Source organism: Streptomyces adustus (genome assembly GCF_009377175.1).
In the GTDB taxonomy this organism is placed as follows: Bacteria; Actinomycetota; Actinomycetes; order Streptomycetales; family Streptomycetaceae; genus Streptomyces; species Streptomyces adustus.
In genome coordinates, this window is record NZ_VJZD01000237.1 from 1 (window position 1) to 14,182 (window position 14,182).

The 14,182-nt window shown below is 73.6% G+C and carries 17 protein-coding genes; 10 read left to right on the forward strand and 7 right to left on the reverse strand.

Annotation, left to right across the window (positions count from 1 at the left end; genetic code table 11):
* Positions 1-12: 12 nt before the first annotated feature.
* Positions 13-1,404, forward strand: coding sequence for a hypothetical protein (locus FNH09_RS37025; RefSeq protein ID WP_338017805.1), 1,392 nt, complete (start codon positions 13-15; stop codon positions 1,402-1,404).
* Between the two features lie 108 nt (positions 1,405-1,512).
* Here the strand turns inward: FNH09_RS37025 and FNH09_RS37030 are convergent, their stop codons facing one another.
* On the reverse strand, positions 1,513-1,926 hold the full coding sequence (locus FNH09_RS37030; protein WP_152894266.1) for a VOC family protein: 414 nt from the start codon (positions 1,924-1,926) through the stop codon (positions 1,513-1,515).
* 288 nt (positions 1,927-2,214) lie between these two features.
* Between FNH09_RS37030 and FNH09_RS37035 the strand changes: the two genes are divergently transcribed.
* The 3 genes from FNH09_RS37035 to FNH09_RS37045 all read left to right on the forward strand — a co-directional run bounded on the left by FNH09_RS37035 (position 2,215) and on the right by FNH09_RS37045 (position 5,290).
* Positions 2,215-3,813, forward strand: coding sequence for an ATP-binding cassette domain-containing protein (locus FNH09_RS37035; RefSeq protein WP_162469673.1), 1,599 nt, complete (start codon positions 2,215-2,217; stop codon positions 3,811-3,813).
* A gap of 335 nt (positions 3,814-4,148) precedes the next feature.
* Positions 4,149-4,370 (forward strand): helix-turn-helix domain-containing protein, encoded by a 222-nt coding sequence (locus FNH09_RS37040; protein ID WP_010355597.1) that lies wholly within the window; start codon positions 4,149-4,151, stop codon positions 4,368-4,370.
* Between the two features lie 116 nt (positions 4,371-4,486).
* Positions 4,487-5,290, forward strand: coding sequence for an enoyl-CoA hydratase/isomerase family protein (locus tag FNH09_RS37045; RefSeq protein WP_152894268.1), 804 nt, complete (start codon positions 4,487-4,489; stop codon positions 5,288-5,290).
* A 9-nt stretch (positions 5,291-5,299) separates the two neighbouring features.
* On the opposite strand, the gene FNH09_RS37050 is transcribed toward FNH09_RS37045, so the two are convergent.
* On the reverse strand, positions 5,300-6,037 hold the full coding sequence (locus FNH09_RS37050; RefSeq protein WP_152894269.1) for a nucleopolyhedrovirus P10 family protein: 738 nt from the start codon (positions 6,035-6,037) through the stop codon (positions 5,300-5,302).
* An 86-nt stretch (positions 6,038-6,123) separates the two neighbouring features.
* On the opposite strand from FNH09_RS37050, the gene FNH09_RS37055 reads away from it, so the two are divergent.
* Genes FNH09_RS37055 through amaP form a run of 5 tightly spaced genes read left to right on the forward strand, consistent with a single transcriptional unit; the run spans position 6,124 to position 8,464 of the window.
* Positions 6,124-6,612: an Asp23/Gls24 family envelope stress response protein gene (locus tag FNH09_RS37055; RefSeq protein WP_152894270.1), complete on the forward strand. Its 489-nt coding sequence runs from the start codon at positions 6,124-6,126 to the stop codon at positions 6,610-6,612.
* Between the two features lie 28 nt (positions 6,613-6,640).
* A complete protein-coding gene (locus FNH09_RS37060) occupies positions 6,641-6,826 on the forward strand; it encodes a hypothetical protein (protein ID WP_152894271.1) in 186 nt (61 codons plus the stop codon).
* Positions 6,823-7,206, forward strand: a complete 384-nt coding sequence (locus FNH09_RS37065; protein WP_420802816.1) for an Asp23/Gls24 family envelope stress response protein — start codon at positions 6,823-6,825, stop codon at positions 7,204-7,206. Before FNH09_RS37060 ends, FNH09_RS37065 begins: the two co-directional genes overlap by 4 nt.
* The gene (locus FNH09_RS37070; RefSeq protein ID WP_152894272.1) at positions 7,203-7,880 is read left to right on the forward strand and encodes a DUF6286 domain-containing protein; all 678 of its coding nucleotides are present in this window, start codon (positions 7,203-7,205) and stop codon (positions 7,878-7,880) included. Before FNH09_RS37065 ends, FNH09_RS37070 begins: the two co-directional genes overlap by 4 nt.
* A gap of 5 nt (positions 7,881-7,885) precedes the next feature.
* A complete protein-coding gene (amaP, locus tag FNH09_RS37075) occupies positions 7,886-8,464 on the forward strand; it encodes an alkaline shock response membrane anchor protein AmaP (protein WP_152894273.1) in 579 nt (192 codons plus the stop codon).
* 94 nt (positions 8,465-8,558) lie between these two features.
* Here the strand turns inward: amaP and FNH09_RS37080 are convergent, their stop codons facing one another.
* The 5 genes from FNH09_RS37080 to FNH09_RS37100 form a co-directional block, all read right to left on the reverse strand.
* Positions 8,559-9,314 carry an SDR family oxidoreductase gene (locus FNH09_RS37080; RefSeq protein ID WP_152894274.1) on the reverse strand — a complete coding sequence of 252 codons (756 nt, stop codon included), beginning with the start codon at positions 9,312-9,314 and terminating at the stop codon, positions 8,559-8,561.
* A 5-nt stretch (positions 9,315-9,319) separates the two neighbouring features.
* Positions 9,320-11,107, reverse strand: coding sequence for a glycoside hydrolase family 15 protein (locus FNH09_RS37085; RefSeq protein WP_162469675.1), 1,788 nt, complete (start codon positions 11,105-11,107; stop codon positions 9,320-9,322).
* Positions 11,108-11,174: 67 nt separating this feature from the next.
* Positions 11,175-11,966 carry an SURF1 family cytochrome oxidase biogenesis protein gene (locus tag FNH09_RS37090; protein WP_162469676.1) on the reverse strand — a complete coding sequence of 264 codons (792 nt, stop codon included), beginning with the start codon at positions 11,964-11,966 and terminating at the stop codon, positions 11,175-11,177.
* A gap of 49 nt (positions 11,967-12,015) precedes the next feature.
* Entirely contained in the window at positions 12,016-12,249 is a 234-nt protein-coding gene (locus FNH09_RS37095) for a hypothetical protein (protein WP_152894276.1), read from the reverse strand.
* A gap of 80 nt (positions 12,250-12,329) precedes the next feature.
* Complete coding sequence (locus FNH09_RS37100) at positions 12,330-13,331, reverse strand: DEDDh family exonuclease (RefSeq protein ID WP_152894277.1); 1,002 nt, start codon at positions 13,329-13,331, stop codon at positions 12,330-12,332.
* Positions 13,332-13,479: 148 nt separating this feature from the next.
* On the opposite strand from FNH09_RS37100, the gene FNH09_RS37105 reads away from it, so the two are divergent.
* Positions 13,480-14,182, forward strand: a 703-nt coding sequence (locus FNH09_RS37105) for a VIT1/CCC1 transporter family protein (protein WP_162469677.1), incomplete at its 3' end; no start/stop codon positions are given.

Genomic DNA, 14,182 nt, shown 5'->3' on the forward strand with positions numbered 1-14,182 from the left:
GCCCCCAGAGCCGTGAACCAGCGGCGCCCGCGCCGCCCCGCACCCCGACCTCCGGAGGGCACACCGGCCCCCGCGGAGCTGGCCAGAATGGCGCGCTCCGGTCTGGCCGCGGCAGCCCGCGTCGCCCGCTGGGCCGACGCCGCCCTCGGCCCCGGCCGCGACGGCGCGGCCGTCGACGGCAAGGCCACCCTCGCCGACGCGACCGCCGATCGGGCGGCCTCGGAACTCGGCCTGACCGCGACCGAGGTCCGTGCCGACTGGGACACCGCCCGCCTCGCCGGCCTCATCGAGGTGCACGGCGACAGCGCCCGTCCCGGCTGGCGGCTGCGTGCCTGGGACCGCGACGACAGTGCCGTCCTGCGCGGCTGGGTCGCCCTCTTCGACGCCTGGTCGCTGGCGTCCCCGGAACCCGCGGACCACGAGCCCGCGACCGTCGCCGAGGTCGTCTCGGCCATGCCGCAGGTGCTCTCCTTCCTCCAGCTGTCCGCCGGGCCCGTGCCCGTGGCCCAGCTGCTCGACCTGCTCGCCCAGCGGGTCACCGAGCTGCGCACCGAGCGCTGCGAGATCCCCTACGGCCCCCAGGCCATGCCCAGCGCCGCCGCCGTCCCCGCGGGCGCCGCCGTGGCCGCCGCGGCCGCCGTGCCCTCCGTCGACGCCGACCCGGCGGAGCCCGCGCAGGAGGCCGAACTCGCCCCGCTGCTCGACTGGGCCCTGCACGCCCTCGCCTCGGTGGGCGCCCTCACCTACGGCGCCGCACAGGCCACGCTCACCCCGCTGGGCAGCTGGGCGGTCTGGGTCAAGCTGGAGCAGATCTGCGTCGCCGCGCAGAGCCCCGCCGGGAACATCGAGCAGGCCGCCGAGGGCATGCTGCGCGGCTGCGCCCAGCTGCGCCCCAACGCGGCCCGCGCCGAGTACCGAGCCTGGCTCGCCGCCCGCCCCGTCGGCCGCGCCGTCACCGACCTGCTGGCCGCCGCCCGCGGCGAGGACGCCCTGCTGCGCGGCCTGGCCTTCGAGGCGCTGCGGGTCGTCGGCGCCCCCGCCGAGCACGACGTCCGCTCGGTCGTCGACGAGCCGGCCCTGCGGCCGTACGCCCTGCTCTGGCTCGCCGAGCACGACGGCGTCGACCCCGAGGACGCGCACGAGGTGCTCACCCGGCAGGAGGCCACCTGGCTGTGGGTCGACACCGCGGCCGCCGTAGCCGACCACGGCGAGGCCCCGATGCTGGTCCGGCATCTGGAGTCCGCGGTGCAGCCCACCGTCCCGCAACTGCTCGACGAGGTACGCGCCGTCGGCCATCCGCGCACCGTGCAGGTGCTCGTCGCGCTCGCCGCCGCCCACCCGGACCCGGCCCTGGCCAAGGCCGTGCGCCGGGCGGCCTTCCAGGTGCACACCGGAGGGAACTGACCCGGACCGCGGCGGACCCGTCGCGGCGAGTCGGCCGGAGAGCAGGAACCTGCCCTCCGGCCGACCGACGCCGGGCTCCGGTCCGACTCGCGCACCGGCAGCCGCAGGTCAGGCCGGCAGCTCGGGGGCGTACGTGCCGAAGCTCCAGATGTTGCCCTCGATGTCCCGGGCCATGTAGTCCCGCGACCCGTAGTCCTGGTCCGTCGGGGGCATCAGGATCTCCGCGCCGTGCTCCACGGCCCGCCGGTGGTGGGCGTCGACGTCGTCCACCAGGACGTACACCCCCGCCGGGCCCGCGCCCTTCATCGCCGTGTCGAAGACGCCGCCGCGGCCCTTGGAGCCCAGCATCACCGCGCCGTTTCCCTGCACCAGCTCGGCGTGCATCACCACGCCGTCCTCGCCCTCGTACACCGACAGCTCCAGGAACCCGAAGGCCTCCGTGAGCTGCCGGATCGCCGCCTTCGCGTCCGTGTACAGCAGTGTCGGACAGATGCCCGGGCGTCCACCGCTCGTCCCCGTCATACCGGCCTCTCCCTCGTCGTCACCGCCGGAAATCAACCTGCCGCCCAGTCTCCCAGCGACCACTGACACCCGGATGTGCCGAACGTCACGACGCGCCGCCACCGCGTCCGCGGCCCCGTATTCGTCCTGGTGGACGACCGCGCCGTACGCCCGGTCCGCCGCCCGATCGCAGGAAAAGTGGTTGCACGGCCCCGTTAGACTGACGTCATGGCCATTCTCCTCGCGCATTAGACGGCGGGAACGTCCTCAGCCGCCCGCCCGCCACCCTTCCTGCCCTGGAGCCTGTCCGTGATCTCCGCCTCCGGTATCGAGCTGCGCGCCGGTGCCCGCATCCTCATCGAGTCCGCCACCTTCCGCATCACCAAGGGCGACCGCATCGGCCTGGTCGGCCGCAACGGCGCGGGCAAGACGACGCTCACCAAGGTCCTCGCGGGCGAGGGCATCCCCGCCGCGGGCAACATCGCCCGCTCCGGCGAGGTCGGCTATCTGCCGCAGGACCCGCGCACCGGCGACCTGGACGTGCTGGCCCGCGACCGCATCCTCTCGGCGCGCGGCCTGGACACCCTGCTCCGCAAGATGCGCGACAACGAGCAGCGCATCGCCAACGGCAGCGGCGCGACCCGCGAGAAGGCCCTGCGGCAGTACGAGCGCCAGGAGACGGAGTTCCTCACCAAGGGCGGGTACGCCGCCGAGGCCGAGGCCGCCACCATCGCCGCCGCGCTCAATCTGCCCGACCGGGTGCTCGGCCAGCCGCTGCACACCCTCTCGGGCGGTCAGCGCCGCCGTATCGAGCTGGCCCGGATCCTGTTCTCGGACGCGGACACCCTGCTGCTCGACGAGCCGACCAACCACCTCGACGCCGACTCGATCGTCTGGCTGCGCGACTACCTGAAGACGTACCGCGGCGGCTTCATCGTGATCTCCCACGACGTCGACCTCGTCGAGACGGTCGTCAACAAGGTCTTCTACCTGGACGCCAACCGCGCCCAGATCGACGTCTACAACATGGGCTGGAAGCTCTACCAGCAGCAGCGCGAGGCCGACGAGAAGCGCCGCAAGCGCGAGCGGCAGAACGCCGAGAAGAAGGCCGCCGCCCTGAACGCGCAGGCCGACAAGATGCGCGCCAAGGCCACCAAGACCGTCGCCGCGCAGAACATGGCCAAGCGGGCCGACAAGCTGCTGTCGGGCCTGGAGGCCGTGCGCCAGCAGGACAAGGTCGCCAAGCTGCGCTTCCCGGAGCCCGCGCCGTGCGGCAGGACCCCGCTGATGGCGGAGGGCCTGTCGAAGTCGTACGGCTCCCTGGAGATCTTCACGGACGTCGACCTGGCCATCGACAAGGGTTCCCGCGTCGTGATCCTGGGTCTGAACGGCGCCGGCAAGACGACCCTGCTCCGGCTGCTGGGCGGCGTGGAGATCCCCGACACCGGCGAGGTCGTCCCGGGCCACGGCCTCAAGCTCGGCTACTACGCGCAGGAGCACGAGACCCTCGACCCGGAGCGCACCGTCCTGGAGAACATGCGCTCCGCCGCCCCCGACCTCGACCTGGTCGAGGTGCGCAAGACGCTCGGCAGCTTCCTCTTCTCCGGCGACGACGTCGACAAGCCGGCCGGGGTCCTCTCCGGCGGCGAGAAGACCCGCCTCGCCCTGGCCACCCTCGTGGTGTCCTCGGCGAACGTCCTGCTGCTCGACGAGCCGACCAACAACCTCGACCCGGCCAGCCGCGAGGAGATCCTCGGCGCGCTGCGCACCTACAAGGGCGCGGTCGTCCTGGTCACGCACGACGAGGGCGCGGTCGAGGCGCTCCAGCCGGAGCGGATCATTCTGCTGCCCGACGGTGTCGAGGACCTGTGGGGCGCGGACTACGCGGATCTCGTCGCTCTCGCTTGATCGAATGTCTGATCCACAGCGTATGGATCATTCGGCCGATCCGTGATCCATCATCTGTGTGAGATCTCCTCGTATCGAGGTGTGTCCTACATCCATTTCACGGCCGATCCCTTTGTCGACAAGGGATCGGCCGTCGTGCGTCCCTGACCTGGCACTTCGCGAAACAACCCGTTCGGGTGCATGAATGCGAACCGATGGAATCAGGGATTCCGTATGTGGGGACGCGCTCCTGTCGTCACAAGCCTGTCGTACGGACCTTGCCGAATGGGTGGCCATCGAGCCCGAGAGGGGTGATCATGAGGAGACCAGAGCGCACTTCCCATGAGGAGGCACGGGTGGCCGAGACTCTGAAGAAGGGCAGCCGGGTGACCGGCGCCGCGCGCGACAAGCTCGCGGCAGACCTGAAGAAGAAGTACGACTCCGGTGCGAGCATCCGGGCGCTGGCCGAGGAGACCGGCCGCTCGTATGGCTTCGTACACCGGATGCTCAGTGAGTCGGGCGTCACGCTCCGTGGGCGTGGTGGGGCGACGCGGGGCAAGAAGGCCGCTACGTCCTGACCCGGGCGGCTCACCGGCTTCGATGGTGGCCACCCGGTCGTTCGGTTGATCGACCGGGTGGTTACTGTGCAGTCACTTAGCTGACCGCTGACTGACCGCACCCATCGGAGGCGTCCATGGCTTCGCCCGACCAGGAACTCGTCCCCCTGCTCGACAAGGACGGCGTACGGCTCACCGTCGACGACGCGCTCGCCACGGTGACGCTGACCAACCCGGCCAAACGCAACGCGCAGAGCCCCGCGATGTGGCGTGCGCTCGCCGAGGCCGGCCGGCTGCTGCCGGGCTCCGTCCGCGTCGTCGTGCTGCGCGGTGAGGGCAAGTCCTTCTCCGCCGGTCTCGACCGGCAGATGTTCACGCCGGAGGGGATCGAGGGCGAGCCGTCCTTCATCGACCTCGCACGCGGTGACGACGCCGAACTCGACGCCGCCATCGCCGGGTTCCAGGAGGGCTTCACCTGGTGGCGGCGCAACGACATCGTGTCGATCGCCGCCGTGCAGGGCCACGCCATCGGGGCGGGCTTCCAGCTCGCGCTCGCCTGTGACGTGCGCGTCGTCGCCGACGACGTGCAGTTCGCCATGCGCGAGACCTCGCTGGGCCTGGTGCCGGACCTGACCGGCACCCATCCGCTGGTCTCCCTGGTCGGTTACGGCCGTGCGGTCGAGATCTGCCTGACCGGCCGGTTCGTGACGGCCGAGGAGGCGGTGAGCTGCGGGCTCGCCAACCTGTCGGTGCCGGTGGCCGACCTCGACGCCGCGGTGGCGGATCTGGCCGCGGCGCTCCTCGCCGCGCCCCGGGACGCGGTGATCGAGACCAAGACCCTGCTGCGCGGGGCCGCCGACCGTACGTACGACGAGCAGCGCGGCGCGGAGCGCACCGCCCAGGCCCGGCGACTGCGGGACCTGGCCGGCCTCGGCGAGTGAGCCCACGCCCTAGCTGACCGCGGTCACCAGTACGGTCACCGTGGGGTGATCGGGCAGCGTCTCGCCCACCGCCGTGCGGACCGTCCGGGCCACGTCCAGGGCCCGGTGGCCGGCGCGCACCGCGATCTCCACCCGGGCGTGGCGCCGCGGCAGCGCGCCCTCGTGCGGCGGCTCCCCGGTCCGCGCCGGGGCGTGCGCCGAGAGCTGCACCGGCGACCGGCCGCCGAGCGCGCCGGTCAGCCGCTCCACCCCCGGGACACCGCTCGCGGCCGCGGCGGCCCGCTCCTCGTCGGGCGTCGTGGGCCGGCCGGCCGAGGGCGGCTCCGGCGCACGTACGGGGGTGGGCTCGGGAGCCTCCTCCAGCAGGCCCGTCACCCGCAGGTCCACCTCGGTGACCGCAAGCCCGAGGCGCTCGGCCGCCGCGCCCAGCGTCGCCCGTACGAGTGACGCCGTGACGGGCAGCGGCCCGCTCAGCGTGGTCGCGAAGTCCGCCGTGATCCGCAGCGGTCCGGGCGGCAGTGCCCCGGGCGGCGGCGGCACGACCGGCTCGGCCGCCTCCCCGGGATCCGCCAGGGAGATCCCCAGCGCACCCGGGTACACCCCCGGCACGCTCTGCGCCGCGCGCCGTAGCTGCGCCTCGGCCGCCCGCTGCGTGATCCAGGCGCCGTCACCCGGGCCGCCCAGCGGCAGCAGCCTGCCCAGGCTCAGCTGATCCCGTACCGCCCGCCCGATCCGATCCGCCGTCATTGCTCCAGCCTGCCGCATCACCAGGGCGGCGGCGGGGAACCGCACGTACCGTGGGGGAAGGACGACGACCGGAAGGACGTGCGGCGATGACCGACATGACGCAGCAGAACCGGACGCAGAGCACCGAGAGCGCGGCCGAGCCGTCGGTCCAGACCCGCAAGACCACCAGACGCGGCGGCGGGGACCCGGCGACCCGGGGACGCACCACCATCGCCGACGGGGTCGTGGAGAAGATCGCCGGGATGGCGGCCCGGGACGTCCTCGGCGTGCACGCCATGGGCGGCGGTCTCAGCCGTACCTTCGGCGCCGTACGGGACCGGGTGCCCGGCGGCGGGTCGAAGTCCGTGACGCGCGGGGTCAAGGCCGAGGTCGGCGAGGTGCAGACCGCGCTCGACCTGGAGATCGTCGTCGACTACGGCGTGTCGATCGGCGACGTCGCCAAGGCCGTACGGGAGAACGTCGTCGCGGCGGTGGAGCGGATGACCGGCCTGGAGGTCGTCGAGGTCAACATCGCCGTGAGCGACGTGAAACTGCCCGAGGAAGAGGACGAGGAGCCGGAGCCCCGGATCCAGTGAGCCAGGGCCGTGAGCTGAGGAGCGCCGCATGAACATGGCCGTGGTCGGCATGATCGCCGGAATGGCGTTGGGCTTCGCCGGGTACTTCGGCGGGTTCGGCGCGTTCCTGCTGGTGGCGGCGCTGGGCGCCATCGGGTTCGTCGTCGGCCGGTTCCTGGAGGGGGACCTGGAACTCGGTGACTTCTTCCGCCAGCGTGACGACCGGCGACGGTGACGTCGGTGAGCGAAGCGACCGTCGGGGGCGGCACGGGCCCGGCCGTCGTCCCGCCGGGCGAGCGCGGCGCGACCCGGATCGCCGACCGGGTGGTGTCGAAGACGGCCGCGCAGGCGGCCCGCGAGGCCGTCGGACCGCTGCCCGAGGCCGCCGCGCCCCCACAGGCCACCGTCGTCGTCCACCACGACACCGCCCGCGTCCGGATCCACCTCGAACTCGGCTATCCGGGTGACATCGCGGCCCGCTGTCGCGAGGTGCGTCGTCATGTGGTCGAGCGGGTAGGCGCGTTGGTGGGAATGGAGGTGCCGGAGGTCGCCGTGCACGTGGAACGGCTGCATCTGACCCCGGCACACGACGTGGCACAGGGGAGGACGCGATGAGCGAGCCCCAGGGCTCCGAAGGCACCACACGACGACTTCCGGTCATCGAGAAGGACAACCCCGGCGACCCCGGCACCGGACCCGGCCGGTCCGCCCCGGCGGTCCCCGACCCGCCGCCGACGGCCGACGGCCCGGGCCACCGCTTCTGGTCGGCGCGCCGGATCCCGGCGGCCGTCGTCGCCGTCCTCCTGGCGGTCGTCGCGGGCGCCTTCCTCTACGACATCGCCGCGGTGCGGGCCGGCCGGCCGGGCATGCAGTGGCGCCGGTCCCTGGCCGAGCAGCTCGCCCGGCGGCCGCTGGACGACACCTGGGTGCTCGTCGGTGCGAGCGTCACCGTGCTGCTCGGCCTCTGGCTGCTGGTCCTGGCCGTGACGCCCGGCCTGCGGGCCGTCCTGCCGATGCGGCAGGAGCGCCCCGACGTCCGCGCGGGACTGCACCGGGACGCGGCCGCGCTGGTCCTGCGCGACCGGGCCATGGAGGTCGCGGGCGTGCAGTCGGTACGGGTACGGGCCCACCGCCGACGGGCCGACGTACGCGCGGTCTCGCACTTCCGCCCGCTGGACGAGGTCCGCGCGGACCTCGACACGGTCCTCGCCGAAGCGGTCGGCGGCCTGGGACTCGTCCGGCCGCCCGCGCTGTCGGTGCGGGTACGGCGACCGGGCCGGAAGGGGTGAGCGCGATGCTCAGGACCGTCAACCGGGTGCTGATCGGCCTAGTCGGCCTTGTCCTGGTGCTTCTCGGCGGCTCGGTGCTCGCCGTCGGTCTGGGCGCGGCGCCGCCCTCCTGGTGGATCCACCACGGCCCCCACGACGTGCTGCTCAGTGTCGCCGAACGCACCAGCCGGCAGGGCGCCGGCTGGTGGTGGCCGACGGTCCTGGCGGCCCTCGCCGTCCTGGTCCTGCTCGCCCTGTGGTGGCTGATCGCCGTGCTGCGCCGCCGGCGGCTCGCCGAGGTCGTCGTCGACACCGGCGACGGTGAGGAGGCGCTGCTGCGGGGGCGGGCCCTGGAGGGCGTGCTGGCCGACGAGTCCGGGAACATGGACGGTGTCCAGCAGGCCCACATCCAGCTGACCGGGCGGCGCAGCGCCCCCGAGGTCCGGGTACGCCTGCTGCTGGAGCCGCACGTCGACCCGGGCACCGCGCTGCACCAGCTCACCGGCCAGGCCCTGACCCACGCCCGGGACTCCGCCCACCTCGCGGCCCTGCCCGCCGAGGTCCGCCTGCGAGCGGCCAGACACCGCGCGGCAAGGGTGAGCTGAGCACGCGGCAGCGAGGAGCGCGCCCCCGGTGTACGCCACGGCGCGGCCGGCGGGCACCGTCGGCCGTGCCGTGGCGTGTGGTCGGCCGACGGGGTCAGAACCCGTGTCGCATCCCGCCGTCGACCGGCAGCATGAGGCCGGTCAGGTAGGACGCGGCCGGTGACAGCAGGAACGCCGCCACCCGCCCGAACTCCTCCGGAGTCCCGTACCGCCGCAGGGGGATACGGGACTCGTTCGCCGCCCGGGTCGCCTCCGGGTCCGCCGAGTAGCCGTCCAGCTCGCGCACCCGGTCGGTGTCGATGCGCGACGGCAGCAGCCCGACGACCCGGATGCCGCGCGGCCCCAGCTCGTCGGAGAGGGACTTGGCGAACCCGGCCAGGCCCGGCCGCAGCCCGTTGGAGATGGTCAGCGCCGGGATCGGCTCGTGCACCGAGCCGGACAGCACGAACCCGATGACGCCACCGGACTCCAGCTCCGCGGCCGCCGCCCGGGCGAGCCGCACCGCGCCCAGGAACACCGACTCGAACGCCGCACGCCACTGGTCGTCGGTGTTGTCGGCGACGAAGCCGGGCGGCGGGCCGCCGACGCTGACGAGGACGCCGTCGAAGCCGCCGAAGTGCTCGCGCGCGGCGGCGATCAGCTGCGCCGGGGCGTCCGCCTCGGCGTTGTCGACGGCCACCCCGACGGCGTTCGGGCCCAGCTCGGCCGCCGCGTCCGCGACCCGCTTCGCGTCCCGTCCGGTGACGACCACCTTCGCGCCGTCGGCCACCAGCTCGCGCGCGGCGGCGTTGCCCAGTCCGCGGGTGGCGCCGGTGACCACGTACACCCGGTCCTTCAGTCCAAGATCCATGGCTCCTATCCTGCCCCGCCGCCCCCGGCCAGAGCGAGGGCGGTGTTCACCAGGCCGATGTGGCTGAACGCCTGCGGGAAGTTGCCGAGCTGGCGGCCGGCCACCGGGTCGTACTCCTCGGCCAGCAGTCCCACGTCGTTGGTGAGGCCCAGCAGCCGTTCGAACAGCTCGCGGGCCTCCTGGGTGCGGCCGGTCAGATGCAGCGCGTCCGCGAGCCAGAACGAGCAGGCCAGGAAGGCGCCCTCGCCGCCCGGCAGTCCGTCGACCGGGGTGTCCTCGGCGTCGTAGCGGCGGACGAAGCCGCCGTGGCCCAGCTCCGCGCGGACCGCGTCCACCGTGCCGATCACCCTGGGGTCCTCCGGGGGCAGGAACCCGACGCGCGGGATGAGCAGCAGCGCGGCGTCGAGTTCGCGGGAGCCGTAGTACTGCGTGAAGGTGTTGCGCTCGGGGTCGTAGCCCTTCTCGCACACCTCCCGGTGCACCTCGTCGCGCAGCGCCCGCCAGGCGTCCGGGTCGCCGGGCAGGTCCGGATGCTCCTCCAGCGTGCGTACCGCCCGGTCGGCGGCCACCCACACCATCACCTTCGAGTGCACGAACTGGCGGCGGCCGCCGCGCACCTCCCACAGCCCCTCGTCCGGCTGCCGCCACGCCGACTCCAGGAACTGGAGCAGGGCGCCCTGCATGGCCCACATGTGCGGCTTGGCCGACAGCCCCGAGCGCCGGGCCAGGTACAGCGAGTCCATGACCTCGCCGTAGACGTCCAGCTGAAGCTGGGTCACGGCGTCGTTGCCCGACCGCACCGGCGCCGAGCCGTTGTAGCCGGCGAGCCACGGCAGCTCCGTCTCCGGCAGCCGCCGCTCGCCGGCCAGGCCGTACATGATCTGGAGGTCCGCCGGGTTGCCCGCGACCGCGCGCAGCAGCCAGTCCCGCCAGGCCGCGGCCTCCTTGTGGTAGCCCGCCGACAGCAGGGCGCCCAGGGTGAGGGTGGAGTCGCGCAGCCAGCAGAAGCGGTAGTCCCAGTTGCGCACCCCGCCCAGTTCCTCCGGCAGCGAGGTGGTGGCCGCGGCGACGATGCCGCCGGTGGGCGCGTAGCTGAGGGCCTTGAGGGTGATCAGGGAGCGTACGACGGCGTCCCGGTAGGGGCCCTGGTAGGTGCAGCGGCCCACCCAGCTGCGCCAGTCGGCGACGCTGCTGCTCAGCGCCTCGTAGGGGTCGACCAGCGGCGGCCGCGCCTCGTGCGAGGGGTGCCAGGTGAGGACGAACGCGACCCGCTCGCCCTCGGCGACGGTGAACTCCGAGTGCGTGCCGAAGTCCTCGCCCCAGGTGTGCACCGCGGGTTCGCTGCGCAGCCAGACCGAGTCCGGTCCTGCCACCGCGATCCGGTGGCCGTCGGACCGGCGCATCCACGGGACGATCGAGCCGTAGTCGAAGCGCAGCCGCAGCGTGCTGCGCACGGTGACCCGCCCGCTGACGCCTTCCACGATGCGTACGACGTCGGGGGCGCGTTCGCGCTGGGGCATCAGGTCGGTGACCCGGACCGTGCCGTCGGGGGTGTCCCACTCGGTGTCGAGGACGAGGGTGTCGGGCCGGTAGGCACGGCGGGTGCAGGGGCCCTCGACGTCCTTGGGGGCGATCCGCCAGTGACCGTTGTCCTCGTCGCCGAGCAGTCGGGCGAAGCAGGCCGCCGAGTCGAAGCGGGGGACGCACAGCCAGTCGACGGAGCCGTCCCTGCCGACCAGGGCCGCGGTCTGTTCGTCGCCGATGAGGGCGTAGTCCTCGATAGGGGGGTGCACGGGTTTCCGGGTTCCCGGTGAGCCGACCGGGCAATCAGCGGATACGGCCGGCTGGGTGAGGTCGGCCCTACACCGTCGCCGGTTCGGCCGCGGCCGACGTCTCGGCCGCCGCGGCCTCCGCCCGGTCGCGGCGCTCGCGCCGGACCAGTACCCACCAGCCCACCGGGACGCCCGCCGCGAACAGCCACCACTGGATCATGTAGGCGTAGTTCAGCGGCGCGTCTTCCTTGCCCGGGTCGGAGATCTGCTGCGGAGTGCCGCCCTTCGCCGCGGGCGCCGTCTGCTGGATGTAGCCGCCCAGCACCCCGTTGCCGAGTCGCCGGGCCTGCTCCGCGCTGTTGATCAGCATGATCTGGCGGTCCGGCAGGCCCTTGATGTCCTTGATGCCGCTGGCCGCGGTCGTCTCGTCCGGCATCAGCCGTCCGGTGACCGTCGTCTGGCCCGCGGGCGGCGCGGGGATCTTCGGGAAGGCGGTCTGCACTCCGTTCGCGGGGATCCAGCCCCGGTTGACCAGCAGCACCCGGCCGTCCGCGAGGACGAACGGGGTGAGGACATGGAAGCCGACCTCGTCGTCGGAGTTGACGCGGCGCCTGACGACGACCTCCCGGGAGGTGTCGAAGGTGCCCGTCGCGGTGACGGTGCGGTACCGCTCGGCACTGGTCACGGTGTGCCCGGGAGAGGTCAGCCGCTCGACCGGGACCGGCCGCGCGGTCAGCGCGTCGGAGACCAGCTGGTTGCGGGCGGTGCGCATCTCGTACCGGTGCATCTGCCAGATGCCCAGCTCGATCATCGTCGGGATGAGCGCGACGGCGACGAGGGTGACGATCACCCACTGCCGGGACAACAGGAAGCGGTACACCCCACGACCGTACAACTCGGTCGTGGGGCGCGAACGGCCGGGTACCGGGTCACACCTTGTCGACGATTCCCACCCTCCCCTCGGCGCGGGCGCAGTGGCCGCCGCAGTACCAGTGGCCCTCGACCTCGACGCCCTGGCCGATGATCTGCACCCGACAGTGCTCGCAGATGGGGGCCATGCGATGGATCGCACAGGAGAAGCAGTCGAACACGTGGACCGCGCCCTGTGCGTGCACCTCAAAGCTCATGCCGTAGTCGTTGCCGCAAACTTCGCATCTCGCCATGCGCCACAGGGTGGGCCGTCACCGCCCGGCGGGCGAGCGGCCGGTGGGCGAGTCGTGCGGCAATCACCCGTCCGTACGGGTCACTCCCCGGCGGGCTCCACATCGCGCAGCAGCTGCCCGAAGGCCGCCTCGTCGACGACCGGGGTGCCGAACTGGCGCGCCTTGACCACCTTCGACGTGCCCGAGTCGGGGTCGTTCGTCACCAGCAGGCTGGTCAGCCGGGACAGGCTGGTGGCCACGTGCAGCCCGGCGTCGGTCGCGCGGTCCTCCAGCAGCTCGCGGTCGGTCGAGGTGTCGCCCGAGAAGGCGATCCTCATGCCCTGCTTGAGCGGTTTGCCGTCTTCGTAACGTCCCGGGTTGGGATGGGGGCATGCCGGCCGTTTCCGGGACGGCCGCCAACTGCTCTGCCCATGGCCGCCGTAGCCGCCGCCCCCGGCGCCGGGCTGCCGGCCGATCCGGGGCGCGGGCCGGTCCTGCCACTCGGTCAGCGGCAGGCACTCGTGCAGCGGCAGCCGCACCCCGCCCGCCGCCGCGGCCCGCAGGCTGGGCCGGAACGCCTCCGCCAGCACGCGCGCGTCGTCCAGCGCGTGGTGCGCCCGCTGCTGCACGACGCCGAAGTGGGCCGCCAGCGTCGCCAGCTTGTGGTTGGGCAGCGGCAGGCCCAGCTCCTTGGAGAGCGCGATGGTGCACAGCCGCTGGCGCACCGGCGCCTCGCGCTCGGCGCGCGCGTACTCTCGGGCGATCATCTGCCAGTCGAAGACGGCGTTGTGCGCGACCAGCACCCGGCCCGCCAGCCGCGCCGCGAACTCCTCGGCGATCTCCGGGAAGAGCGGCGCCCCTTCCAGCACGTCGCTCGTCAGGCCGTGGATCCAGACCGGGCCCGGGTCGCGCTCCGGATTGACCAGCGTGTACCAGTGGTCCTCGACCTCGCCGCGCGCGTCCAGCCGGTACACGGCCGCGGAGATTATCCGGTCGTCCCGGGCCAGGCCCGTGGTCTCCACGTCGACGACCGCGTATCCCTGCGGATACGCGGTCGGCCACGACGGGGGGAACGACGCTGCGGTCGTACGGTCTTCGAGCATGGTCCATGAGGATACGGGCCCCCGCCGACAGCCCCACGCACCGCCCGGGGGCGACCGGTTGCGCCCCGGGCGCGCCGCGGCCCCGGCCGCGCCGGTCCGGCCGAGCGTCGGTACGGCCCGCCGGGGCCGCGGATGGCATCCTCGCGGTGTGACGGAACCGACGCACGACGAGGCCCACGGCGGCGCGCTGGGCTCCCGGCTCAACTGGCTGCGCGCCGCGGTCCTCGGGGCCAACGACGGCATCGTGTCCACCGCGGGGCTGGTCGTCGGCGTGGCCGGCGCCACCCAGGAGCGGGCGGCGCTGCTGACGGCGGGTCTGGCCGGGCTGCTCGCCGGGTCGCTGTCGATGGCGGCGGGGGAGTACGTGTCGGTGTCGACCCAACGGGACTCCGAGAAGGCGGCGCTGGCCGCGGAGAAACAGGAGCTGAGGGAGAAACCCGAGGCCGAGCTGGCGGAGCTCACCGGGATGCTCCAGGCGCGCGGACTGTCCCGCGAGGTGGCACGGGAGGCGGCCGAGCAGCTGACGGAACGGGACGCGCTGAAGGCCCACGCGCGCGTGGAGCTCGGTATCGACCCCGACGCCCTCGCCGACCCCTGGCACGCGGCCTGGGCGAGCTTCGCGGCGTTCACGGTGGGCGCGCTGCTGCCGCTGCTGGCCATCGTCCTGCCCCCGGCGCACTGGCGGCTGCCCGTCACCGTGGTCTCCGTGCTGGCCGCCCTCGTGCTGACCGGCTGGGCCAGCGCCCGGCTCGGGGCGGCGGCCCCGGGGCGGGCGGTGCTGCGCAACGTGGTGGGCGGGGCGGTGGCCATGGCGGTCACCTACGCGGTCGGGACACTGCTGGGGGTGGCGG

Excerpts from the sequence above, each read along its gene's own strand:
- FNH09_RS37030 (WP_152894266.1), bottom strand. The coding sequence starts at position 1,926 with ATGACGGGGACGAGCGGTGGACGCCCGGGCATCTGTCCGACACTGCTG.
- FNH09_RS37045 (WP_152894268.1), top strand. The coding sequence starts at position 4,487 with ATGGCTTCGCCCGACCAGGAACTCGTCCCCCTGCTCGACAAGGACGGC.
- FNH09_RS37050 (WP_152894269.1), bottom strand. The coding sequence starts at position 6,037 with ATGACGGCGGATCGGATCGGGCGGGCGGTACGGGATCAGCTGAGCCTG.
- FNH09_RS37055 (WP_152894270.1), top strand. The coding sequence starts at position 6,124 with ATGACCGACATGACGCAGCAGAACCGGACGCAGAGCACCGAGAGCGCG.
- FNH09_RS37060 (WP_152894271.1), top strand. The coding sequence starts at position 6,641 with ATGAACATGGCCGTGGTCGGCATGATCGCCGGAATGGCGTTGGGCTTC.
- FNH09_RS37070 (WP_152894272.1), top strand. The coding sequence starts at position 7,203 with ATGAGCGAGCCCCAGGGCTCCGAAGGCACCACACGACGACTTCCGGTC.
- amaP (WP_152894273.1), top strand. The coding sequence starts at position 7,886 with ATGCTCAGGACCGTCAACCGGGTGCTGATCGGCCTAGTCGGCCTTGTC.
- FNH09_RS37080 (WP_152894274.1), bottom strand. The coding sequence starts at position 9,314 with ATGGATCTTGGACTGAAGGACCGGGTGTACGTGGTCACCGGCGCCACC.
- FNH09_RS37095 (WP_152894276.1), bottom strand. The coding sequence starts at position 12,249 with ATGGCGAGATGCGAAGTTTGCGGCAACGACTACGGCATGAGCTTTGAG.
- FNH09_RS37100 (WP_152894277.1), bottom strand. The coding sequence starts at position 13,331 with ATGCTCGAAGACCGTACGACCGCAGCGTCGTTCCCCCCGTCGTGGCCG.